General features: G+C 46.6%; 21 protein-coding genes and 1 pseudogene. 4 read left to right on the top strand and 18 right to left on the bottom strand.

The genetic code is table 11. The annotated features are described in order from the left end of the window. Window positions 1–357 precede the first annotated feature (357 nt). Window positions 358–1248 carry a hypothetical protein gene (locus NO352_RS01325; protein WP_005551222.1) on the bottom strand — a complete coding sequence of 297 codons (891 nt, stop codon included), beginning with the start codon at window positions 1246–1248 and terminating at the stop codon, window positions 358–360. A 120-nt stretch (window positions 1249–1368) separates the two neighbouring features. Between NO352_RS01325 and NO352_RS01320 the strand changes: the two genes are divergently transcribed. Then, the gene (locus tag NO352_RS01320) at window positions 1369–1767 is read left to right on the top strand and encodes a DUF2614 family zinc ribbon-containing protein (RefSeq protein ID WP_005551223.1); all 399 of its coding nucleotides are present in this window, start codon (window positions 1369–1371) and stop codon (window positions 1765–1767) included. Window positions 1768–1964: 197 nt separating this feature from the next. Here NO352_RS01320 and NO352_RS01315 read toward each other — a convergent pair whose 3' ends face one another. The 16 genes and pseudogenes from NO352_RS01315 to uptA all read right to left on the bottom strand — a co-directional run bounded on the left by NO352_RS01315 (window position 1965) and on the right by uptA (window position 17688). Then, window positions 1965–3728, bottom strand: a complete 1764-nt coding sequence (locus NO352_RS01315) for a glycosyl hydrolase family 18 protein (RefSeq protein ID WP_268620040.1) — start codon at window positions 3726–3728, stop codon at window positions 1965–1967. A 119-nt stretch (window positions 3729–3847) separates the two neighbouring features. After that, window positions 3848–4288, bottom strand: a complete 441-nt coding sequence (gene perR / locus NO352_RS01310; protein WP_005551225.1) for a peroxide-responsive transcriptional repressor PerR — start codon at window positions 4286–4288, stop codon at window positions 3848–3850. Between the two features lie 146 nt (window positions 4289–4434). Then, window positions 4435–5631: a DUF4097 family beta strand repeat-containing protein gene (locus tag NO352_RS01305; RefSeq protein ID WP_289354769.1), complete on the bottom strand. Its 1197-nt coding sequence runs from the start codon at window positions 5629–5631 to the stop codon at window positions 4435–4437. Window positions 5632–5657: 26 nt separating this feature from the next. Then, window positions 5658–6359, bottom strand: a complete 702-nt coding sequence (locus NO352_RS01300; protein ID WP_005551227.1) for a DUF6677 family protein — start codon at window positions 6357–6359, stop codon at window positions 5658–5660. A 12-nt stretch (window positions 6360–6371) separates the two neighbouring features. Beyond that, window positions 6372–6962 carry an RNA polymerase sigma factor gene (locus tag NO352_RS01295; protein ID WP_289354768.1) on the bottom strand — a complete coding sequence of 197 codons (591 nt, stop codon included), beginning with the start codon at window positions 6960–6962 and terminating at the stop codon, window positions 6372–6374. A gap of 418 nt (window positions 6963–7380) precedes the next feature. Continuing rightward, window positions 7381–7848 (bottom strand): annotated as a pseudogene (locus NO352_RS25250) (MgtC/SapB family protein); the annotation flags it as partial. Beyond that, window positions 7802–8314 carry a GNAT family N-acetyltransferase gene (locus tag NO352_RS01285; protein ID WP_289354767.1) on the bottom strand — a complete coding sequence of 171 codons (513 nt, stop codon included), beginning with the start codon at window positions 8312–8314 and terminating at the stop codon, window positions 7802–7804. The pseudogene NO352_RS25250 and the gene NO352_RS01285, both read right to left, overlap by 47 nt. A gap of 156 nt (window positions 8315–8470) precedes the next feature. Further along, on the bottom strand, window positions 8471–9913 hold the full coding sequence (gatB, locus tag NO352_RS01280; RefSeq protein ID WP_005551233.1) for an Asp-tRNA(Asn)/Glu-tRNA(Gln) amidotransferase subunit GatB: 1443 nt from the start codon (window positions 9911–9913) through the stop codon (window positions 8471–8473). A 17-nt stretch (window positions 9914–9930) separates the two neighbouring features. After that, a complete protein-coding gene (gene gatA / locus NO352_RS01275) occupies window positions 9931–11373 on the bottom strand; it encodes an Asp-tRNA(Asn)/Glu-tRNA(Gln) amidotransferase subunit GatA (RefSeq protein ID WP_483311809.1) in 1443 nt (480 codons plus the stop codon). Window positions 11374–11412: 39 nt separating this feature from the next. Then, complete coding sequence (gene gatC / locus NO352_RS01270) at window positions 11413–11700, bottom strand: Asp-tRNA(Asn)/Glu-tRNA(Gln) amidotransferase subunit GatC (RefSeq protein ID WP_005551236.1); 288 nt, start codon at window positions 11698–11700, stop codon at window positions 11413–11415. Between the two features lie 171 nt (window positions 11701–11871). Continuing rightward, the gene (locus NO352_RS01265) at window positions 11872–12252 is read right to left on the bottom strand and encodes a hypothetical protein (protein ID WP_005551237.1); all 381 of its coding nucleotides are present in this window, start codon (window positions 12250–12252) and stop codon (window positions 11872–11874) included. 151 nt (window positions 12253–12403) lie between these two features. Then, window positions 12404–13633, bottom strand: a complete 1230-nt coding sequence (locus NO352_RS01260; RefSeq protein ID WP_268620043.1) for a M24 family metallopeptidase — start codon at window positions 13631–13633, stop codon at window positions 12404–12406. A 325-nt stretch (window positions 13634–13958) separates the two neighbouring features. Next, a complete protein-coding gene (locus NO352_RS01255) occupies window positions 13959–15635 on the bottom strand; it encodes a hydrogenase maturation protein (RefSeq protein WP_289354765.1) in 1677 nt (558 codons plus the stop codon). A gap of 225 nt (window positions 15636–15860) precedes the next feature. Continuing rightward, window positions 15861–16484, bottom strand: a complete 624-nt coding sequence (locus tag NO352_RS01250; protein WP_289354764.1) for an MBL fold metallo-hydrolase — start codon at window positions 16482–16484, stop codon at window positions 15861–15863. A 23-nt stretch (window positions 16485–16507) separates the two neighbouring features. Then, window positions 16508–17074 carry a thioredoxin family protein gene (locus NO352_RS01245; RefSeq protein WP_268600685.1) on the bottom strand — a complete coding sequence of 189 codons (567 nt, stop codon included), beginning with the start codon at window positions 17072–17074 and terminating at the stop codon, window positions 16508–16510. Continuing rightward, the gene (gene uptA / locus NO352_RS01240) at window positions 17071–17688 is read right to left on the bottom strand and encodes an undecaprenyl phosphate transporter UptA (protein WP_268620044.1); all 618 of its coding nucleotides are present in this window, start codon (window positions 17686–17688) and stop codon (window positions 17071–17073) included. The genes NO352_RS01245 and uptA overlap by 4 nt, the downstream gene beginning before the upstream one ends. A 267-nt stretch (window positions 17689–17955) precedes the next feature. On the opposite strand from uptA, the gene NO352_RS01235 reads away from it, so the two are divergent. The 3 genes from NO352_RS01235 to NO352_RS01225 all read left to right on the top strand — a co-directional run bounded on the left by NO352_RS01235 (window position 17956) and on the right by NO352_RS01225 (window position 19893). Further along, window positions 17956–18414, top strand: coding sequence for a cupredoxin domain-containing protein (locus NO352_RS01235; protein ID WP_289354763.1), 459 nt, complete (start codon window positions 17956–17958; stop codon window positions 18412–18414). Window positions 18415–18487: 73 nt separating this feature from the next. Beyond that, window positions 18488–18799 carry a hypothetical protein gene (locus NO352_RS01230; protein WP_040735083.1) on the top strand — a complete coding sequence of 104 codons (312 nt, stop codon included), beginning with the start codon at window positions 18488–18490 and terminating at the stop codon, window positions 18797–18799. Window positions 18800–18939: 140 nt separating this feature from the next. After that, on the top strand, window positions 18940–19893 hold the full coding sequence (locus NO352_RS01225) for a D-2-hydroxyacid dehydrogenase (protein WP_289354762.1): 954 nt from the start codon (window positions 18940–18942) through the stop codon (window positions 19891–19893). A 547-nt stretch (window positions 19894–20440) separates the two neighbouring features. Here the strand turns inward: NO352_RS01225 and NO352_RS01220 are convergent. Further along, on the bottom strand, window positions 20441–22540 hold the full coding sequence (locus tag NO352_RS01220) for an O-antigen ligase family protein (protein WP_289354761.1): 2100 nt from the start codon (window positions 22538–22540) through the stop codon (window positions 20441–20443). Window positions 22541–22582 lie beyond the last annotated feature (42 nt).

The following is a 22582-nucleotide window of genomic DNA, read 5'->3' as shown; positions in this document are numbered from 1 at the left end:
TATCTTTTGACGAGGTATTGCTACCTCATTCACAAACGTTGCTCGTTGTTCAGTTTTCAAAGAACAATCTCAGTCAGTAACCAATCTCTTAGTTACTTTCTTTTTCTCACCGCTTTGTCAGCGGCGACTCTTATAATATATCATGTTTGCCTTTTGGAGTCAAGCACTTTTTTTAAATCTTTTTTTCAATCTTTCGAATGATTGCTTTATTCAGCTTTCGTTCGAAGTGCTTCTCTCGAAGAGGCGAGTATTAATGTATCATACATCTCAGGCCGAAGTCAACACTTATTTCAAAAAAGTTAAAACGCTGCATGAGCAGCCATGCAGCGACCTGTCTTAATCTCTATTGCATTGCTGTTAACCAACCCACTCATATGCACGCGTACTTCCTAGTTTGCCGTACGGACTGGCATGGTCAATCAATTGTTCCTTTACACAACCACGGTGTGCGAGCTTGCTTAATAGTGCAGGCATATATCCAGCCATCCACTTGAATTCGTGATGTTGCATAATATCTGATATAGGTACTGGCCCTTTTGCCTGCTTCAGCCAGTTCAATAACGGGGCACAGCATTCCGCACTCTTCGTTGCCAGTGAGAACTCACAGGCAAGCATGGCAAGCTCAATTCGTTGCGATACGGTTTCTGAGCTCGTCGTAAATTCCTCATACATTTTATAGACACCTAGATTTAATCTCTTTACTTGCTGCCAGAGTGCTTGTCTTGGCATTTCCCCTTGCTCCATAATCGCAAGTGAAGCCAAATGATAAAATGCAAAATCCACGCATCGATAGGCATCAAGCATATATTCCAGCTTGCGTAAATGCTTCGCTTGATTACATGCCTCCAGGAACAGCGCATATGTCTTCATATACTGCATTTGATTCGGCGTCTTCTCTTCCTGAATCAACTGCTCCTGCCATAATGCCAGCATCCCATCGCGATCCACTCGAATATTGCCACGCCCGAAAAATGGAAGCAGTGATCTTGCCTCATCCGAAACGCTCCATTCCTCCCACCTGTCTGGGTGAATGCATATCCAGCGCGCAACAGAGCTGTCGTCAGCAGACACTTCCATCGACTCATAAGGATGAGACGGACACTCTTCATCAACAACCAGCACATAGCGATCCCATTCAATATATTGGTGCATATCAGCATCCAATTGGTTGCGCTCCAATATATAAAGACCGCTAACTGTAGCTGCACCAATTAATTGATCAATGGAGTTATCCAATACATGTTTCATTCTCGACCCCACGCTTTTTTGGCTTTCTTTTACATCAAATGATAGTTTATAATTCTACATAGAAACTCTCTTTCCTTCTTCCTTCGAAAACATTTTCAATCTTGAAATGGAGAGGCTGCGATGAAACAACGTCTTTTTAAAACGAGTAAAATCAATGAATTTCGCTTGTGGGGACTTGTACTTACTTTAGCTGGAATGGGAATGATGGTGCTTGGTACATCCGGCATCCTCATGTGGGGCACACAAGGACGTGTCTTCGCTGGAGTGTTCATGGTTCTGGGGATGATTCTGCTTTTAGGAAGCGTTGCAATCTACTTTTGGGCCGGAATGCTGTCGACCAGTGCAGTAGTGCTAGAGTGCCCAGAGTGTGCAAGGCAAACCAAAATTCTTGGAAAAACTGATCGTTGCATGTTCTGCAGAACCATACTGACACTTGATCCTAATAAAGCTACTGCAGAAAGTGGAGCTGTAGAAAGCAACGCAGAGCAAGACAAGAAAAATGATATTACAATATCATAGCGATGGAAGCATGCTTGAAAAGAGATTTCCTGCAAGAAAACTCGTTGAACCCTACAACAGCATGAATATACATCTCTGATTTCACGAGCTCGCTCCTAGTGAGTGAACAAATCAATTTCTAGCAATAAGAAAGACCCTCTCTCTCTATTCAGAAAGATAGGGTCTTTTATTTCATTTCAATCATTGTAAAATTCTAATTATGAGTTCCGATATTTCAGTACATTCCATATTCCGTCATCCGCGAAGCTCCGGGCCCATACTGCTACTCCGCCAAGTTTGAGACGTTCCGCCAACTGAATCCGGGACTGAATGGAATGCTTGTCTTCAATCCATATTTTCTGAGTCGATCCTTCTTCCTCGTACTCGATGTAGTGTTGACCAGTGCTCTCTGAAAATAAAGGCTTTAACTTACGTTCCTGAATCAAATCTTGAACTTTTTGCATACCAACTGCTTTAGAGGATACCTTTACTTCTCCTCCTTCTGCCTTTTCCGTCCATATGCGTGTATACAACGGCATCCCGAGCACAAGCTTCTCCGAAGGCACATTGTCTTCGTCCATAATTCGCTTCATCGCATTTTCCACCCACGGCAAGGATGCGACAGAACCTGCCGTCGGACTGGTCGCCCAATGCTCATCATAGGCCATAACCATCATGAAATCGACTGAACGGGCAAGTTGTTCACGATCTAGAAATTGAGACCATCTGTCGCTCCCTGACTTGGCCGTTACATCAATGGATACAACAAGGCCTTTCGCATGCAAACGAGGAGTAAGCTCTCGGACAAACTGCGTTAATTTATCGCGATCTTCTACATTTACATTCTCATAGTCAATATTGATGCCATCTACACTGTATTTATCCGCCAACTTAACCAACTGCTCGATCGTTCGATTTCGCTTGTCAAAGGTCGCGAGCGAAGCAGTCGTTCGATCTGGATCAAAGCTGTTGCTATATAATGCCCATACCTGTTTGTCATTCTGATGGGCCCATTGTACAAGGCGAGGTTCTGCCTTTTCATCTACATTTCCCTCATTATCAGCCAAACTGAACCATGTCGGGCTAATAACATTCGTTCCAGGCATGGAAGGCAACTTAGCAGGATCCGGGTTGCGCGAATAAACAGCTTCCCAAGCCAAACTTACAGGCCGCTTCTCCTTCACGAACTTCGGTACGGGCGCCGGAGAAGCCAGCGGAACTGTGATCCTTTCCTTACGTTGAATCTCATCTTTCGCTGCGTAACCGATGTTGCCGCCTTCTGCCTCAACTCGGAGCCATTTCCCTTCCTCTTTCCAAATGGTTACCTTCGTTCCGCCCGCAAGTTTTTCTACAATCGCAGCTTGGTTATCCGGGCTTTGCCGCAAAACTATTTCCTTATCCTCCTGTTGCTGTGCAACGATACCAAGCTGAAGAGATTGACCCGGTGTACTAATCTGAACTGCACCATTTGTGTCGTATTGCTTAGCATTTAAACCGTATATGTCTTGTAAAGCGGTCATCGGAACATATATTTCACCGCCAATTCGTTCAGCGGCAGCCGACCATTTCTTTTCTTGACCATTCAAACTTCCAGTAGAACTTCCAAGCGGCAAAGAGGCAACATCCTTCGAACTTGTCATAATCACCGCATCGGAACTCTCCTCATATACAACAGGGAGCTTATCAGACAAAGCCTGAACGGGGATAAGCAGTTGCTTTCCTTTCCCCTTCGTTCCATATCCACTCCAAGTACCGTCCCATATTAATGGCTGTTCTACGCGAGACATTTCAGAATCAGCCATATTATAACCCGGGAGCCAATCCCTGATGCCATCCCAGCCCTTCCATATGCTTGCACCTAAAATAGCCAAGCCAATTATGATAAAGAGACAACCGCCTCCCCTACCTTTTTTGCGCTTCCTTCTGCCTCCTTGTGAAGCGCGGTAATGCGGGGCGCCTCTCCCCATCCCATTGTTTCTCATCTAAAGTCACTCCCACTCTAAGACTGCATACATGTATTCATTTCAAATAAAAAAGCGCGCTAGCATTAATTTGCCGCGCGCATTTACATTTGTGCATTATATTGAATATCGACCATCATTTATTGCTCCTTAGCCGATTCCGCACAGGATTGACATACACCATAAACTTCCATCCGATGTCCCCGTACGATAAACCCAGTTGCCTCCGAAGCCGATTTCTCCACCGATTCCATTAATTCTGGAATGGCGAAATCAACAATCTTGCCGCACCGCTCGCAAATGGCATGATAGTGATCCGTTACGTTGGCATCAAATCGACTAGAACTGTCCCCATATGTCAATTCACGAACGAGCCCCGCTTCAATAAACAGCTTCAAGTTATTGTATACGGTAGCAACGCTCATACTCGGAAAATCCGGTTCGAGTGCTCGATATATTTCATCTGCTGTCGGATGATTCATCGCATCCATCAGGTAAGCCAATATCGCATGTCTCTGTGGCGTGATGCGTACTCCGGACATTTTCAGATGCCCTAATGCATGTTGAACCCGCGTTTTCATCTTGTCCACCGCCTTCTACGCTCACATTAGTTCTATACGGGTTACCCAATCAAATCGTAGATTGTAACGATTCTCAGAAAATAATTTCTATATGTCCATTGTACGTGGAAGTTTTTTATTTTGTCAATCCTTAATACGACGCGCTGTTACCGTTTTTGTATGCTTATGTCACCATTTGTGTCCAAATTTACTTGATACATGGCATTTCCTATTGTACCCTCTACTTTATTCTTTACAATTCGGAATGGCAAATCCGAATCCACATTGATGTCGCCAAAGCTATTTGTCGCGTGAATCGCAATATCTGCCCATTCTGGAATGCCGATGGTCGTATCACCTGCCATGTTCTGTAATTTCCAATTCCCACCGATATCCTGAGACTCGATAAGCATGTCTCCACTTAAGGTTTCAGCCTGTACGGCACCTGCCGATTCATGAATGTCAATGTCTCCAGATTTCGTTTCCGCCGTTGTCTTTCCACGAACGTCATATATGGTAATATTCCCATGCATAGTTGATGCTTTGGCATCTCCATGGATATTTTGTACAAACAGATTACCATTCATCGTCTCTCCCTGAACTGATCCTTCGATGTTAAGCAGCTTAACGTCTCCATTATTGCTTCTTGCCACCGATTCGGCCTTCATATCATGGATAGCAATGTCGCCGTTACTGGCTTTCACATCCGTCGACCATGCGAGATGAAGCGGAATGGTGATGATCATGTCAATCTTGATTCGTTGCTGTGAACCTGCGTATTTCGCGCCATCTGCCGATATTGTCACCATGTGATTTTCAGAATTATCCGTAATGTTCACTCCAGATTGATGAGCCAACGATTGTGCAGTATCTCTATCTACCCCGATCGCAATCGCGCTCAGCTCTACCTCAATCTTCTGCACATTTCCTATTTGAACCGTTACCGATCCGTTGTCATTGCGCACAACCAGCTTTGACACCGATTCAGGAATGAGGTGCTCGACTTTAGGAAGCTGGATTGCCATTCCCTTATCACCAGTCATCTCCTTCATCATCGAGAAGTCAAATTGGATGCTCCTTACCCAATCGCGGAAAAGGGATGGTTGAGCAATCATAAATACGGATACTGCGACGAACACCGAAACAAATATGCCTAAAAAATCTAAACGGAGCCGTCTAGTATCTCCTTTTTTACTATGATACACGCCAGTCCATATATACTCGATGCCCCAAATAATAAATATCAAGGGCCACCATGTCAGTAACAATTGTAAGGTATGGAATCCAAACAACTGATCGCACAGCAACATAATTCCGACAGTGACAAGAAGCAATGATGCAGTTATTCTTCCTACCTTAACCACTGAAGACCATCTCCTCCTGTTGTCCGTCAGCGTCTCTTGCGTGATTCCTTAATAAGCAAAAAGATACCGCCGCCAATGAGGAGCGCAGCTCCCGCATAGGATCCCGCATACGTAAAGAACCATCGTAGCCAGACTGGATCAACGGTTAGCAGTAGCATTGCAACACCGCAAAACAAAAGAAGCAGCCCTAAGAGCGGCCCCTGCCGCACTGGCTCAAATCCCCCATACATCGCTTGATGATTTACTCGTTCCGTATACTGCAGCGCATCAAACAGATTGAAGAAGTAGATAACTGGGAGCATTAATCCAAGCAACACAACAAGCGGCACATTAACCTTAGCATCTATAGCTGTAAAGTATACAATCGCTACGATATCCAACGCCAGCATCATCATAATAAGTAGCCCGCGCTGCATTAATCCCAAGTAAAAGTGACCCGCTCCAGGGAAGATAAAGGATAGAAACAAGGAAACAAATTTACTTTTCTTCGGAGGCATCGTTCCATACATCGGATGCGGCGGGGGCGGTACAGGCGCTCCCGGGCCTGGGGAAAACCCACGATGATCCTCATGAGCGCGAGACATGCGGCCTCTACGTTCGAGCTGCTCCAGACGCTTACGAAGGAATTGTTCATCCTGTTCTTTATTTGTTGCTTGCTCCTTTGTCGTATACTCCCTGTCTATTTCTCTATTCAAATCATGAAACGGTTCGTCGTTTCGTTCAGCCACGTTATCCCCTCCTTACATAGCCCCTATTCCAGCACGTTCTTGCCATGCTCGCTTAAACAACATTTTAGCGCGATATAATCTTGTTTCAACCGTTCGAACCGGCATTTCCAACACCTGTGCAATTTCTGCATAGCTTCGCTGCCGCATATGGTACAGCTCCATCACCATGCGATACTTTTCAGGCAGTGCTCGAAGTGCGCGCCGCACTTCTTCACATCTTTCTTTCTTGATGATAAGTTCATCTGGCATGTCTTTAACGTCATGAAGTTGGATGGACGCAATATGATACGGTTCTAATCGTTCTACATGGCTTTCCTTGCGTTTTTTGCGCAATATATCAATCATTTGATTCTTCGTAAGCCGATAAAGCCATGTCGTGAATTTCGAATCTCCACGGAATGAATGAATATGGCGATAAGCCTTCACGAATACATCTTGTGCGATGTCCTCTGCTAAATAGCGGTCTTGTACCGTCTGACAAATACACGTTATCACAAACGGACGGTATCTTTCCACTAAAATACGCATCGCTTCCTCATTACCTTGCTGTACTTGACTCACGATAAGTTCATCCGAAAATTGCGTTAACTTACGATACACCATAATCTCTTCCCTTCTCCACTCAGCAACATTCTTGCGTGAATTTGCTTTGCCGTACGAAATAAGCTTACGTTTATTGTACGTTGGAAAGAGAAATGAAAGAAACCTTCCCGAGTCTAGGAAGGTTTCACCGACTTTAGTCTAGGATCACTTTGGACTTATTCCATAGTAACCGTCCGGACACCGTTTATTCGTTCAAGCTGCCCAACAAATAAAAACATGTCAAACTGCTTTGGAATACCGAGAATAAGCTGTAATTCTGCCCGCTTTCCTGTCATCGGATCATCGGGTTGGTTCAATAACCGTTAGAACGTCATCTTCTTCACGATAACATCATGTGATTCCATGAACACATGGAGCTCATGAAGAAACTCAGAAGTAGAGTCCGCATCCAGAGTCAAAACGCGAATACGCTTCCCACTGAAAAATCGCTGTTCCACCTTATTAAACCCAAACAAAATAACAATAACAAGGATCGTCGTTACCACAGCCGCGTATTGAAATCCAGCACCTACAGCCAATCCAATCGCCGCAACAACCCATAACGAAGCAGCCGTTGTAAGGCCTGCGATTGACTTGCCTGTAAAAATAATCGTTCCTGCGCCAAGAAAACCAATCCTGTAATAACCGCAGTGGCAAGACGAGCAGGATCTACACGTACATTTCCTTCATATACGAAGCTTGAAAATCCATAAATAGACAACAGCATAATCAGTGCAGAACCAATACAAACCAAAATAGGTGTACGCAGCCCCGCCGGGTGATTCGCCTGTTCCCTTTCCAATCCAATCAAGCCACCGAGAAGCATCGCAAGCAGTAATCGGAGGGTCAACGAAAAGTCATCAATTACCCACGGACTCGTTGCAGGTATCTCCGCGAGCAATTCCATATGAACCCTCCCCCTTTCTTTCCAAATGGCGAAGCCACACGCCTGGTGCAATTTCTTCGTCGCGCACATATTGAAAACCTTCGCGCTCATACAACGTCAATGCAGGTATATTGCGAACTCCTGTTGCAATTCGGTGCGTATGCACGTCCGGCATATGCAGCACATGGCTTAATAGACCAGCTCCAATACCTCTACGAAAATAGTCCGGTCGTACCATAAGCCTGCATATATCCATAACGACCGGTCCGATCATCTCAATAGATACGGCTCCAGCCAACTGCTGCCCCTCCCACCAGCCAAAAAATATTTCACTAGTTCTGCGCAGATCGTCTACCGTTTCTAACAAGGGCGGTATCTTGTCAAAACCGATCATATCCGCTTCTATTCGATATGCGGCCTGTTGCAGATTCCACAGTTGATCCAAGGTTGCATCATCACTCATTTGCAGCTGACGTATCACGAACATCCCCACCTTATCGGAATCACACATTACAATCCTTATGAAAATCATATAAAGCTACAAGAAAAGCGGAGATTCACTCCGCTTTTCTGCATTGCTCTGTATTTTCTAATGCTTTCCGCATTCCTTTTCTAAATTCGGTGCCAGATTCGATTGAATATCTTACAGCTCGCCCAAGCATTGAACCAGTAATTGATTTACAAGACCAGGGTTAGCCTTCCCCTTCGTTTCCTTCATGACTTGTCCCACGAGGAAGCCAATCGCCTTCTGCTTGCCCGCACGGTAATCCTCAACTGATTGCGGGTTGCTCGCAATTACTTGCTCAACGACAGTCTTAATTGCACCTTCATCGCTAATTTGTACAAGCCCCTTCTCTTCAACAATAGCTTGAGGAGCCTTTCCAGTCTCCAGCATCTCCTTGAAGACGGTCTTAGCGATTTTGGAACTGATCGTGCCCTTTTCAATCAAGCCGATCATTTCGCCCAAGCCCTGACCGGTAACTTTTGAAGCATCCGCTTCAAGGCCATTCGCGTTCAAGTACCCGAGTAGGTCGCCCATAATCCAGTTTGCTACTGCTTTCGCGTCCTTCGTATATTGAAGGCTCTCCTCGAACAAATCAGCCAGCTTCTTCGATGCCGTAATAACTTCTGCATCGTAGCTTGTTAAGCCATATTCGCTCGTATAACGAGCCTTGCGCGCATCCGGCAATTCCGGAATGGATTGACGTACACGTTCTCTCCACTCCTCATCGATAATAAGTGTGACCAGATCAGGATCCGGGAAGTAGCGATAATCGTGGGCTTCTTCCTTACTGCGCATCGTAAGTGTACGTCCCTGCGCTTCGTCCCAGCGGCGTGTCTCTTGTACCACTTTGCCGCCATCATCGAGGATATCCGCTTGACGCTCTTCTTCATATTCAAGACCGCGCTGAACGCCGCGGAAGGAGTTCATATTTTTCAGTTCCGCCTTGGTGCCCAGTTCTTTCTGACCAATCGGGCGCAAGCTGATGTTCGCATCGCAACGCAGAGAGCCTTCCTCCATCTTCACGTCAGATACGTCACAATATTGCATAATCGCCTTCAGCTTTTCTAAATATGCCTTCGCTTCTTCTGGTGAATGAAGCTCAGGTTCAGATACGATCTCTACGAGCGGTGTGCCTACACGGTTGAAATCAACGAGGGAAGCATAGCCGCCATCAACGTGAGTCAGCTTGCCTGCATCTTCTTCCAAGTGCAGTCGGTTAATGCCGATCCGCTTCGTTTCCCCGTTCACTTCAATATCGATCCAGCCATTTTGACCGATCGGTTGATCATATTGAGAAATTTGATATGCTTTCGGGGAGTCAGGATAGAAATAATTTTTCCGATCGAACTTGCTAATCGGCGCAATTTCGCAGTTCAACGCCATAGCAGCCTTCATTGCATATTCGACCGCTTGGCGGTTCAACACCGGCAATACACCGGGATGACCTAAGCAAATCGGACAAGTATGGGTATTAGGCGGAGCTCCGAATTCGGTGGAGCAGCCACAAAAGATTTTCGAGTTGGTGTGCAGCTCAACGTGCACTTCCAAGCCGATGACCGTTTCATATTTCGTACTTGGCATGTCGTAAGCCTCCTCAATTACAACTGCGGACGCAGCTTATGGAACTCCGTGCGTTGTTCGAACGCATGGGCCGCCCGAAGCACTGTAGCTTCGTCGAACGCCTTACCAATCAACTGCAAACCGACAGGCATTCCATCAGCAAGCCCACACGGGATACTAATTGCTGGAACGCCAGCCAAGCTGACCGGGATCGTCAATATATCATTCAAGTACATTGCTAGTGGATCATTAATTTGCTCACCGATGCGGAACGACGTAGTCGGTGCTGTAGGTCCAAGCAAAATATCGAACTTGTTAAACGCTTCGTCAAAGTCGCGCTTAATCAAGGTGCGGACTTTTTGCGCCTTCAAGTAATAGGCATCATAATAGCCGGAGCTGAGTGCATAAGTGCCTAGCATAATGCGGCGCTTCACTTCCTGTCCGAATCCTTCACTGCGGGAACGATGGTATAGATCAAGCAGATTGTCAGGGTTGTCCGCGCGTACTCCATAGCGAACACCGTCAAAACGAGCCAGGTTGGACGAAGCCTCCGAGGAAGCAAGCAGGTAGTAAGTCGCCACCGCGTATTCGGTATGCGGCATCGATACTTCTTCCCAAGTTGCTCCCATATCCTCAAATACTTTCAAGGCAGCAAGCACCGCTTCCTTCACCTTCGGATCGACGCCTTGTCCAATATATTCAGAAGGCACTCCAATTCGCAGACCTGCCACATTTCCTGTCAACTGGCCCGCATAATCTGGGATATCTACCTCCGCTGAAGTCGAGTCCATCTTGTCATAGCCAGCAATCGCTTGGAGCACTAGGGCTGCATCTTCTACGTTTCTCGTAATTGGACCGATTTGATCCAATGAGGATGCGAAAGCAACCAAACCAAAGCGAGATACGAGGCCATATGTCGGCTTCAAGCCAACAACGCCACAATAGGATGCCGGCTGGCGGATCGAACCGCCTGTATCAGAACCTAATGAAAATGCAACTTGTCCCGCAGCTACGGAAGCGGCAGAACCACCGCTGGAACCGCCCGGAACACGTTCCAAATCCCAAGGGTTGCGTGTCGTACGATAAGCAGAATTCTCATTCGAACCGCCCATTGCAAATTCGTCCATGTTCAGCTTACCGATTGTAATTGCTCCCGCTTCCTTCAGCTTGCGGGATACTGTTCCGTCATACACGGGTACAAAGTTATCAAGGAACTTACTTGCACAGGTTGTGCGAATTCCCTCTGTTACGATATTGTCCTTCACCCCTGCAGGGATACCGGCCAAGAAGCCGAGTTCTTCCCCTGCTGCAATGCGCTTGTCGATTGCAGCCGCCTCGGTACGGGCACCTTCTTCATTCATCGTAAGAAATGCTTGCACCTGCTCGTCCGTGCTGGCAATGCGTCGGAATGACGCGTCCACCAATTCAGAGACGGAGAGCTTGCGCTCCAATATTGCTTGTCTTACTTCCGTTAATGACATCTCAAGTGGCGTCAATGCGGGCATCCTCCTTTATTTCGCTTATTCCAGAACGGCCGGTACTTTGAATTGTCCTTCTTCTTCCTCCGGCGCGTTAGCCATTACCTTTTCTATCGGCAGCGAAGGACGCGCTTCATCCTCACGCATGACATTCCGAATCGGCAGAACATGGGTCGTCGGTGTAACGTCATCCGTATTTAACTCATTTAATTTTTCGGCATATTTTAGAATCGCGTTCAGTTGTTCCGTGTAACGCTCTTTCTCTTCATTGCTCAAGTCGAGTCTTGCCAACTTAGCAACGTGCTCGACGTCTTTTGCGTGAATGCTCATCGGCAGCCAGTTCCTCCTTGCGCCATCATGGCCAAATTCATCCCCTTATTATAGCTTAGAAGCGTAATCAACTCAACGCGTCATTCTGCATAAGGACGGTGTAATCTTCACTTCAATCCAAAATGCAAAAAAACACCGAAGCACCGGAATATCCGGTGATCGGTGTCTTCTTTAAATCCAAGCTCTTAAATTCACTTGGCGAATGAACTCTTCTTGTGACATTGCGCCGTCCTGTTCGCTCTCTTCACTCTCAGGTTCTGCGCCTCCGTTCATAATTCGACGGAATAACGATTCATTATGAGTCGCCAGTGCATAATCGATAAGTGCTTCCCGTTCGATGCGGTCCGCTTCCTGCTGCAGCAGCCGTTCCTCTTGATCGACGTCGGATGCTGGCACAAAAAAGTTGCGGTTTGCTCTCGGAACTCGGATGACATAGTCGAATGCGTTGTCTGCATTGCGGTCATAGGCAATAATATAGCCGTATTCCCCGATAGGCAAATGTTGTTCGAAACGGTCGGCAACAATGACTACTTTCTCTCCCAAAGGCAGCATTGTCCATGCCTCCCATCCGTTAGATGTAGTTTATATGGTACTAGAATTTATGGCTCCTGTAAATGTATACGTACGAGTATATCAATTGGTCACAAAAGCAGTCTCTATAATTACTTACGGCTATAGCTTCAAATCTGACCCTCGCTTGTGCCTATGCATACGAAGAAATGATCCGCAATCCTTCTTCAGCTGTCGTTAACGTTTCATATCCATCTGCAGTAATCAGGTATGTATTCTCAATTCCTACTACACCACGACCTGGAAAGGTGAATTTGGGCTCGATCGCGATAACCATTCCTTCTTGCAGCGGCTGCTTAAATCCGCGAGCAAGAACAGGCCATTCATCAATTTCCATGCCAATGCCATGTCCGAGAAATTTAACTTGATCCTCGCCATATCCCATAAAGTGATCTTGCAGCCCGAACGATTCCGCCATTGCAAGTGCGTCTACATACAGCGACTCGCACACCGTACCCGGCTTCAATCGCTTCTCCGTCGCACGCAATATCGCTTCCGACGCGTCGTATGCGCGCTGCAGTTCCTCCTCCAGTTGGCCCATGACGAGTGTGCGTGTCTGATCAATAACGTATCCGTCGATGCAGCACCCGATATCAACAAGAACAGGCTCATTCACTTCTATTGACTTCCGACTGGAACCTTGCGGACTCGCAGGCGTCAGCCCAAGCCCACCAGCTGGTCCATCGAAATAGGAAGGCTCTGCAGCTGCACTTCCCGAGGCCACCATCCCCGTAACAAGCTCCTGATTATAGCCATGCATCCGAATTAAACCAACATGCCCTTTAAGCCGGAATTCACGTTCAATATACGCAATGAGCTCCAGCTCTGTCATGCCTGGTCGAATATAATCTGCTGCGGCATCAAGCACTTGATGGGCCGCTGAGGCTGCCGTCCGAATGCGATCCAGCTCATAGGCGGATTTAAGCATTCTCAGCTCGCGGAACAGGGTAGAGCCATCCGTCCAACTCGTTCCAGGAATGACCGCCTTCAATCGTTCATACTGCTGAACAGGCAGCACATCGAACTCTGTTGCAATGACGACAGATCCTTCCCCTTGGAACAACGCTTCATAGTAAGATCGGATCGTCTCACCAAGCTGACGGAATGAACCAAGCGGAGCTGTGCGAATGATCGACTCCTTTTGCGCGCGCGGATAGCTGCGCTTCACGAAATAGACGGCTTCGCCGCATTTTGGCACAAGTACATAGCCGGTCTGCATCGAGCCTGTTAAGTAATATATATCCAGGTTGTGTGTAACTAAGTACAAATCGATCCCTGCAATCTCCATCTTGTGCTGAAGACGGGCAATTCGACCATGGTGCTCTGCTTTGATTATTTCATCCTTTGACTGTTCGGTATTCATAGGCTGTCTCCTCCCTATGTTACGTGATTATGCTTCACTTGCACAGATTGTGTTCCGTTTTGTGAAAAGGGACTGTCCAGAACCGTATGCAGACAGCCCATCGATGCTGTGTGCCTTCCTTCCTGAGCATACCATGAATAAGAAGAAGCTAGCAAAATTGAAACCTCTTCTTTTCAGCAAGCCAAAAAAGATAAAGAAAAAAAGCATCAAGCACCCTTGTATATCAGGAATACTTAACGCTTTTTTACTAGCCCATCAATACTTGTTTCTGCTTTTTAAACTTTGCAACAGAACCGAGAATGATAAACTGAATCACCTTTCTCTCTTAACTTAGAGTACAGTTTAATGTACTACTTGTACAAGGAATTTTATATACAAAATTATGTCGCGCGATATGATAGCTCTTATCTAGACCATAGAAATTATTCCACATATGCTTTAACTCTTCTTCTCGATATTGATTTAGTGCTTTGCTTGCTTCATCATTTTTTCTTTTTTCATTTTTTTTCGAAATAAACTGTTGAAAATCCAAAGAATTTGCTATTGTTTCCGCACGAAAAACGATTTGCTCTACAAACTCTACTGCAGTTTGACCAAATACATCATCTAATAACCCTATAGATTTTGCAGTTGCAGTACTAATTGGCAAGCATTTCTCTGTTAATTCGTACGCTTTCTTGTCCCCTACACGTTTTGGAAGAAGATATGTCCAATACTCTGAACCAAATAAACCACCCATTTTTTTATAATGAGGATTTAAAACCACACCATCTCGAGCATATATATAATCAGCTGCAAGTGCTAAAATTACTCCACCAGCTCCAGCGTTTCCTTGTAGAGCTGATATAACCAGTTTAGAGTTCATAGATATAATCTCCAAAATTAAATCATTCATAGCATTAATGTTTCTCCATGATTCATCCGCAGGGTTTTCACTGTGCTCAATCGTATTTAAATGAATACCATTTGACCAAAAATCATGTCCTCCCATTAATACAAGTACAGTTATCTCTCTTTTTTTTATATCAATCAACGTTTCTTGCAGACGTATACATTGTTCTGTACTCATCGCTCCATTATAGAAATTGAAATATAAATATCCAACTTTATTTTTTTCTTCATAAAAAATCTCTCTATATGAGTCTCCTGTATATATTTCAAAAGGCGTTAAAGAATACTCTGGTATATGATCTAACTTATTCTTTAACGCGAGTGCAGCAGGAATTTTAAAATATCCCTTAGGTTTCAAATGTGTGATCCAGATTGCTCCATCACCGGTAGCACGACAAATCGCCCCATCACGTTTTCCAATAATTTCACCCGGTGCTCCTCTGAGTTTACTTTCTTTGTGAGCCCCATACAAATAGTATTCTTCTTCAAAAATTGTATCAAGAACTCCCGGGTTACTGTCTGCTGCACAAATCTTTTTAAAAATCACTTCTGTAGAATCATTCCAATCAATCTTCCGATGTATTTGTTTCATTGTAATATGGAGCCGCCCTTTTACTTCTGAATTTTCATAATTAAGGGGGATAGGAGAAAATCGATTACTCTGAAATTTCTTTATTACATCTAATAAACATTTTACCCCTGCTTGTGTAACTTCGTGGCGATATAATGCACTCTTCGTTTTATTGCTCATCACAAAATTGTCTGTAGACCATATATCCCCTGCATCCATCTCATGATTTGCTTGTAGGAAAGTGACACCCCACTCCGGCAGATTATTAGTGATTGCCCAATCTAATGAAGAAGGGCCGCGATCTCCCACAATCCCTGGATGAACAATGATACACACGTAATTTTTCCAAATTTCTTCTGGAATTGCTGTTTTTAAAAACGGGCATATAATTAAATCTGGATTCTGATTTTGAACAGTTTTAATCATGTCACATTTAGTTGTTGTAATGTGAATTTCCACCTTGTAACCTCGATCTGTTAGTTCTACAAACATTCTTTGACTCATGCTATTATGAGCAGTTGTGATAAATAAAATTTTCATACCTGCTTATTCCCTTCGTATAATCTTCAATCTTTAAAAATGGAGTACTTGCAGACAGCCCATCGATGCTGCGTGCTTCCTTTCCTAAGTATACCATAAACAAGAAGAATATGGAAAAGATTGAAACCTCTTCTTTTCAGCAATCCAAAAAAAATAAAGAAAAAAGCATTAAGCACCCTTGTATATCAGGAATACTTAACGCTTTTTTACTAGTCCAGCCTCATATTAAGTAAACGGGTTATGGCTCTTCTCATAGCCAATTGTCGTTGTCGGGCCATGCCCTGGATAGACCGTTACTTCGTCACTCAGTGTGTACAGCTTTTTATGAATCGAATTCAACAATGTCTTCATACTGCCGTCTCTCAGATCCGTTCTCCCCACACTTTCGCGGAATAGAACGTCACCAGCGAACAAGTGCTTGTCATGGAGGAAGCTCACACTGCCTGGCGAATGCCCCGGCGTATGCATCACGTAGAAGGAATGACCGATAAGCTCCAGCGTATCCCCATCTTGCAGCAAATGTTCGGCTGGCTTCATAGACATTGGCGGCGTTACTTGCTGCCACATTGTCGAGCCATTAAGCTCTGGTGTTGTCAGCCATTCTGCTTCAAGCTCATGAATGTACACCGGGCATGGGTGTGCCTTGCGTACGAGATCCACACCGCCAATATGATCGAAATGCGCATGTGTGAGCAATATTGCCTTCACACTCAGCCCATCGAGCGCCTGCAGCAATCGATCTGGATTCATACCGGGATCAATAACGACCGCTTCCTTCGTCTCTGCGTTCGTCAACAGGTAAGCGTTCGTTTGGACAGGACCTAGGTTGAAACTTTTAATCGTAAACAATATCTTGTCAGCTCCTTGCTATATTAAAACCCTGACAGCAGTTCTCTCAACTCGCGCGTAATTCGGGCTTGATAGCCCGTTCCCTCGCCATATTGCTCCAGAATCCGCTGTCTGGCTATTTTTAAATTATCTTGATAATCTGGTGCTTCACGATCCGGATTCTCTTGCTTGAATCGAATCATGTGAGCCTGAACATCGCTTGGACGCGGTCCCCATTGACCAAGAACAAAACCGCCCGTATCTGCAAAAATAACGATTGGAACGGATCGTCCGCCCATTGTCAGGAATTGATCCATAATCTCGGGGAACCGCTCCATAATCAATACCTCAGTACTGATACCTGCTGCTTCCATAGCGCGGAATACAACAGGTACATTGCGAACTACATCGCCACACCAATCTGCCGCCAAGATAAGACAGCGGATATCATCACGATATTGGAGTGACTCGAAAAACTCCTTTTCCTCTTCACTTGACCAAGCAAACTGATCATACCAGGAAATGAGGGCTTCCTTGTTTTTTTGCATAGAGTCGATAAATGCTTGCGGTGAAATTCCTTGACCCAATATATTCGCTACATGTTTGCTCATTTCGGGTTCTCCTCTTTCCGCTTGGATTTCATATATTTTATAACAAAATATATCGTGAGACCGGCAAGTGCAATCAAAATAAATGGCTGTACATAAGGTGCCGCCTTCTCATTAATATGTTCCCACTGGTCTCCAAGCGCGTATCCCAAGTATACGAAAAGGATGGTCCACGGGATTACAGCCAGTGTTGTCAGGAACGTAAATCTTCCTACCGGCATCTTGGATATCCCTGCTGGTATGGAAATCGCGTGACGAACAACCGGTACGAAGCGTGCAGAAAAGATAACGCCTGTTCCGTACTTTTCGAACCACTCTTCTGACTTCTCGATATGATGCTTGCGGATCAGGATGTACTTCCCGAACTTCTCCAAAAAAGGACGTCCGCCATATCTGCCGATCGCATATACAATCAGCTGCGCCAGCACCCCGCCAATTGTACCGAAAATGACAGCGCCAATGAAGCTCACCTTACCAATCGAAACTAGATACCCACCATAGGCTAACACGATTTCGCTCGGTATGACTTCAATCATGAGCCCCAGCATTATTCCCCATTCCCCTAGCTGCTGCACCCAGTGAAGCAGCGAACTTACCACATCATGTATCCATGCCATAGCTCGTCTCTCTCCTTTTTAATTCCCAGCTTATTCTATCATACGGTTCATCATGACTCCAATCGTCGACTTTGGCTTTTTCGATCTTGGTGTTCCTTTTACCCGGAACAAACCAAGTCATGCGCCAATCTAATCATGCATACACATAGACTAAGCTTAAGCTTGTACTCTCAATCATTTTCAATAGTCATGAATGCTCCCCCAATATAACTGCCCGAGCAAGCACTAATATGTGATACTCATTTAGTTAAAAGGAGGTTTCAAAAATTGACACGCTTTTGGATCGTTTCTCGCAAGCAATTGCGAATTGGTGCAATTGTATTCTCTGCCATACTGGTCGCCGCAGCGTTCTGGCGATATGAATCCATTCGTTCGGAGCAGGCTGTAGAAGCCGATCCCCAATCGACCCGAATTGTTTACATGGTGACCGGAGAAGTGAAATCCAAGCTGGAAAATGGCAGTGAAATCGAAATGTATCAATTCATACCCGGAACGGTTCATGCTAAAGCCGGTGAGCGTGTAGAACTGCGCATACGAGGGGGTAACGGCATAAAACATGATTTCGAAATCGAAAGCATGAATCTAAAAGGAAGCATCGAGAAGGACAAGGAAACCGTAATCACCTTCACTGCAAAGGAAGGCGTCCATCGCATCGTCTGCCTAACCCATCCGGATATGAAGCATGAGGGCCCGATGGTAGGCTATATCGTAGTAGATTCCAAATAGCGTGTAACAAGGCACCTAGGTCGGAGACCTGCATATGATGAACATAAATATGCAGGAAAGGAGTCGTCATCGATTGAAAGCCCCGAAGGAGCGCCATGCAAGGCCTCTTCCTACCGCCAGAAGAATCCGCCGTGCCTGCAATAATGAATTGTATCGAACCATTAAGCGAATGAACGTCTGGATTCCCGAGGATCTTGTCCAGCAAGGAGAACAATTATATTACCGCAAGGTAATCGAGAATTTGATCTGGATTCATGAGAATGGAGCCAACCGCAAGAAGCTGTCCGATTGGTGGGACGAGAATGTATCCGCCGAGTTAGCTGCGCTGTGGAATGTGGATCAGGCCAAATTATCCGCAAGCTTCCGGAAATCATTCGGAGGCTAGCTTTTTCTAATTTACCCAAACTGTCGGCTGCCCTCCGTGCAGCCTATTTCTATTGTCTTTGTTCCACCGGAGCTCTCGTAGACGTGCCAATTGGATTCAGTATATGATGATAAGAAATAGACGCTAAGGAGGACTTCATCTTGAGAAATATCGTATGTGCACTAGATTTGCCGCCTGAACTTCTGGAGCACGTTCGGATCACTGCACCAGGCTTCAATATCATTGCTGGACGAGCTAAAGAACTGGATCGTGACGTGTTCCGCCAAGCTGAGGTCATATTCGGATGGTCACCCGCCGTCAAGGAAGAATGTTTCTATGATGATTCCCCGCTTCGCTGGATTCAGCTATGGACTGCCGGGGCGGATTATGTACCGATGGACGCGCTTCGCAAACACGATATCACACTCACAACTGCTGGAGGCGTGCACCCGATTCCGATGATGGAGACGGTATTCGCTATGCTGCTTGGCTTTACACGTAATCTTCCGCAAGCGATTCGCAATCAAGCTCGCCATAACTGGGACACGAAAGGAAAGTTTACGGAGCTGCACGGCAAGACGATGGGGATTATCGGTGTCGGTCAAATCGGTACAGAGGTTGCACGAATCGCCCAAGCTTTCGGTATGCGTGTCCTAGGTGTCCGCCGCTCTATTCGGTCGACTGATCATGTAGATAGCCTGTATACAATTGAGCAGTTGAATGAAGTCCTGCCTGAATGCGACGTAGTTGTAAATATATTGCCGAAAACCTCACAGACGGTGAACTTGTATGATGAAGCTGCGTTTGCCGCCATGAAGCAAGGAGCGCTGTTCATTAACGTTGGCCGCGGGGCATCCGTGAAGACAAGCGCACTTACCGACGCTTTGAAAAATGGCCATCTTGCAGGTGCAGGCCTTGATGTGTTCGACATCGAACCGCTGCCGGAGGATCATCCATTATGGTCCATGGATAATGTTATCATCACCCCTCATATCGGGGGCAATACCGATCAACTGAAGGAACGTGCTGTAAGGCTGTTCCTTGAAAATTTGAAGGCCTATGTTGAACATGGACAGCCTGCCCGCAGTATTGTCGATTACGATAAGGAATACTAAGAATAAGTGAAATCAAGCTTCTCACGAACAAAGACCGATCCAAGAGCGGTAATGGCTCAAGGATCGGTCTTTGGGCTATGTTAGGGAGATTAGCCGATAACGGCAAATGCTTCGACACCTGCCGGTACGCTGCACATTCGGAACAATATTCCTCCTAGTCGAAGATTTGTATCCGAAGCCTGCATTCGTTAAGGTTTACATTTTGTTAAAAGCGAACGACTCCAAATCTGTCGAAGGGACTTGTTTCGAGCACCCTGCCGTTCACAAAGAAACGGGCAAAAAATCCATTCGTTCTGAAAGGAACTCCGTGAGACTGAACCTACAATACCGTGAAACAATGTAAAATCGGCCCAAGTATTCGCGTCCTGTTGACATACTTTACGCGCCTAGACAAGCGTGTTGTCGAGCGTTTTGGATCCTTCTGCGGCGGTTGGATTCACGGTAGCTTCTTCATCATCGTCTCCTCTTTCGTCCATGAGTTACTTCCCTAGTAACGTATGTTCGCAGAGAGATGTGCGTGTGGGCATGTATGTCAGCCGCCTATAATCTACTGAATCATCCTGTACGAAGCAATGGAGCCATATGCACGCTTCGCTTCCTCTGTCAGCGCAAAGCGTTTATCGTTGGCAGGCTTGTGCATTCGCTGAACCAGCAGCACTTCCGATTCGTAGCGGCGATACAGTCTGCTCGCCGCGGTCGCATATAAAGCTGCTTGTTCGCGATTCGCATCGAGATGCGCCGCGAGAGCCAGCTTCTCAACCGCTTCGGTCTGCAGCGTGCGATCGAAGCGGTCGCTGCTTACCGCCGCCTCCCACCAAGCGCCGGCGTCATTAGCGCGGCCCAGGCGCATGCTTGCCAGGGCGAGCGCACGATAGAGCCCCTTGCCGTCGCGTTCATAGCGCAGCCCTTCCTCCAGAAGGGCAAGCGCTTCCCGCGGAGGCAAGGTGCGGCTCACGGCGATGCGAAGCGCCGTGTTCGCAGGCGCCCAGCGCAGCGCGGCCTCTTGCTGCGCATGCGCACGGGCTAGGCCGGCAGCGCCGGTGGCCCTGTCGGCAGCAGCGCTGGCAGCCGCGGCGAGCTGTTGTGCCACAAGGTGGCACGAGGCGAGCACAACTGCGGCTGCCAATGGCACGGCGAGCAGCAGTGCAACGAACTGCTTGCTGCGATTCGTGTCCGTATGCCGAGCCATAAAGCATAGTCTTACCGCTTTGCTGTTCATGTTCGCTGCGTCGTCATACATGCCAAGCGTTAGAAATGCAGCGAGCAGCAGTCCGACAAGCCCATAAGCCATGTCAAAATCAAGCAGACTATGTGCCAGCACCATTGCTGCTGCCATTCCCCACCCAGCATGCCGACGCCATACCATAATCCATGCTGCAATCAATAGACTGACGACAGCCAGAGTCCATACCAGCCCGACATCAAGCAGCATATCCAGGAGGCTGCTATGCACTTCCTTCCCCACATATGGCTGGCTCTGTATGCGGCTGAACTGCTGCCGCCATGCATCCCCCCCTGACCCGAACCATGGATGTTCCCTCCACAGCACTAGCGCATCCTTGTAGAACATCGTGCGTGCACCAGCAGTGGCATAATGATCCGTAATCCGGCTGCTTGCCCCTGTAGGCAGCAAGTAGCTGCTGCATAGGAGCAACAGCAGCATGATCGCTGCAAATAATCCGCTTTGCAGCCAGCGAATCCGACTCCGATACAGCAACACCCCTCCAAACAACATAATCGAGGCAATCCAAGCAACCAATAGAGGAAGCGGCAGCCAGCCTTTTCCGCTTTGCCATATGGAAGCACTCCAGGAGGCCGCCGCGAATGACCATGCCCCAAACCAGAGAAATGTCAGCACATAGGCAATGCGATGCCCTTGCGCCCTCCATATTCCGACTGCCCATACTATACTGAACACGATCCAAGATCCTCTCGATTCACTAAGACCAAGGACGGCTAGATGAGGAACAAGCGGGACAGCTATGATCAGCCATTGCTTGAAAGAACGACGTGTCAGCCCGTTCACCGATGCTCGAGCTTGAAGCGCTATGTATGCCGTTTCGTTCAGATGATATAGTGCAAATGCCCCCGCAAGCACGCCAAGTGTATTCGGATATTGGACGATCCCGCCTAAACGAAATCCAAACGCCGATAATTCCGAATTTCCACTCACCATCACACCGGATTTATTCGGCACCCATCCGTACAGCATGCTAAGCGCGCTGATACTGATCAGAAATCCGACAAACAGCAATATACCTGTAATATTCCTTTTGGCCTGATTCCCCCCTCTATTCAGTACAATGGCCAGCAGCACAATCCATGCCAACAACATGGCGTTTCGAATAAATTGCATCTGCGTGCCATATACGGTCGCAGGCCCTAGGGCCCAGTTTACGGAATATCCAATCATGAGGAGAAGCGGATACATGAGCGGAAGTGGAAGTGCCGCTTCCCAATTCGATTTCCATTTGACAAGCATGCCTGCCGATACCGCACATAGAAGGAGCGACAACACAAGCACATCGCGATCATAGAACAAGCCCTGCCGCCACAACGCAACAAGCAGTACAGCAAATAGGATTCCGATTCCTATATACAAGATAACTAAATTGCTGTCTCCGTCTCGTTGAAAGCCCGCCTTCATCAACACCCTCCCTCCTTTCTCGATTCTACCAATTCTATATCT

The organism is Paenibacillus sp. S-12, assembly GCF_030363895.1.
Classification (GTDB): domain Bacteria; phylum Bacillota; class Bacilli; order Paenibacillales; family Paenibacillaceae; genus Paenibacillus_B; species Paenibacillus_B alvei.
This window is presented reverse-complemented; position numbering and strand designations above follow the sequence as displayed.

Excerpts from the sequence above, each read along its gene's own strand:
- NO352_RS01325 (WP_005551222.1), bottom strand. The coding sequence starts at position 1,248 with ATGAAACATGTATTGGATAACTCCATTGATCAATTAATTGGTGCAGCT.
- NO352_RS01320 (WP_005551223.1), top strand. The coding sequence starts at position 1,369 with ATGAAACAACGTCTTTTTAAAACGAGTAAAATCAATGAATTTCGCTTG.
- NO352_RS01315 (WP_268620040.1), bottom strand. The coding sequence starts at position 3,728 with ATGAGAAACAATGGGATGGGGAGAGGCGCCCCGCATTACCGCGCTTCA.
- perR (WP_005551225.1), bottom strand. The coding sequence starts at position 4,288 with ATGAAAACGCGGGTTCAACATGCATTAGGGCATCTGAAAATGTCCGGA.
- NO352_RS01295 (WP_289354768.1), bottom strand. The coding sequence starts at position 6,962 with ATGGTGTATCGTAAGTTAACGCAATTTTCGGATGAACTTATCGTGAGT.
- NO352_RS01285 (WP_289354767.1), bottom strand. The coding sequence starts at position 8,314 with ATGTTCGTGATACGTCAGCTGCAAATGAGTGATGATGCAACCTTGGAT.
- gatB (WP_005551233.1), bottom strand. The coding sequence starts at position 9,913 with ATGCCAAGTACGAAATATGAAACGGTCATCGGCTTGGAAGTGCACGTT.
- gatA (WP_483311809.1), bottom strand. The coding sequence starts at position 11,373 with ATGTCATTAACGGAAGTAAGACAAGCAATATTGGAGCGCAAGCTCTCC.
- gatC (WP_005551236.1), bottom strand. The coding sequence starts at position 11,700 with ATGAGCATTCACGCAAAAGACGTCGAGCACGTTGCTAAGTTGGCAAGA.
- NO352_RS01265 (WP_005551237.1), bottom strand. The coding sequence starts at position 12,252 with ATGCTGCCTTTGGGAGAGAAAGTAGTCATTGTTGCCGACCGTTTCGAA.
- NO352_RS01260 (WP_268620043.1), bottom strand. The coding sequence starts at position 13,633 with ATGAATACCGAACAGTCAAAGGATGAAATAATCAAAGCAGAGCACCAT.
- NO352_RS01255 (WP_289354765.1), bottom strand. The coding sequence starts at position 15,635 with ATGAAAATTTTATTTATCACAACTGCTCATAATAGCATGAGTCAAAGA.
- NO352_RS01245 (WP_268600685.1), bottom strand. The coding sequence starts at position 17,074 with ATGAGCAAACATGTAGCGAATATATTGGGTCAAGGAATTTCACCGCAA.
- uptA (WP_268620044.1), bottom strand. The coding sequence starts at position 17,688 with ATGGCATGGATACATGATGTGGTAAGTTCGCTGCTTCACTGGGTGCAG.
- NO352_RS01220 (WP_289354761.1), bottom strand. The coding sequence starts at position 22,540 with ATGAAGGCGGGCTTTCAACGAGACGGAGACAGCAATTTAGTTATCTTG.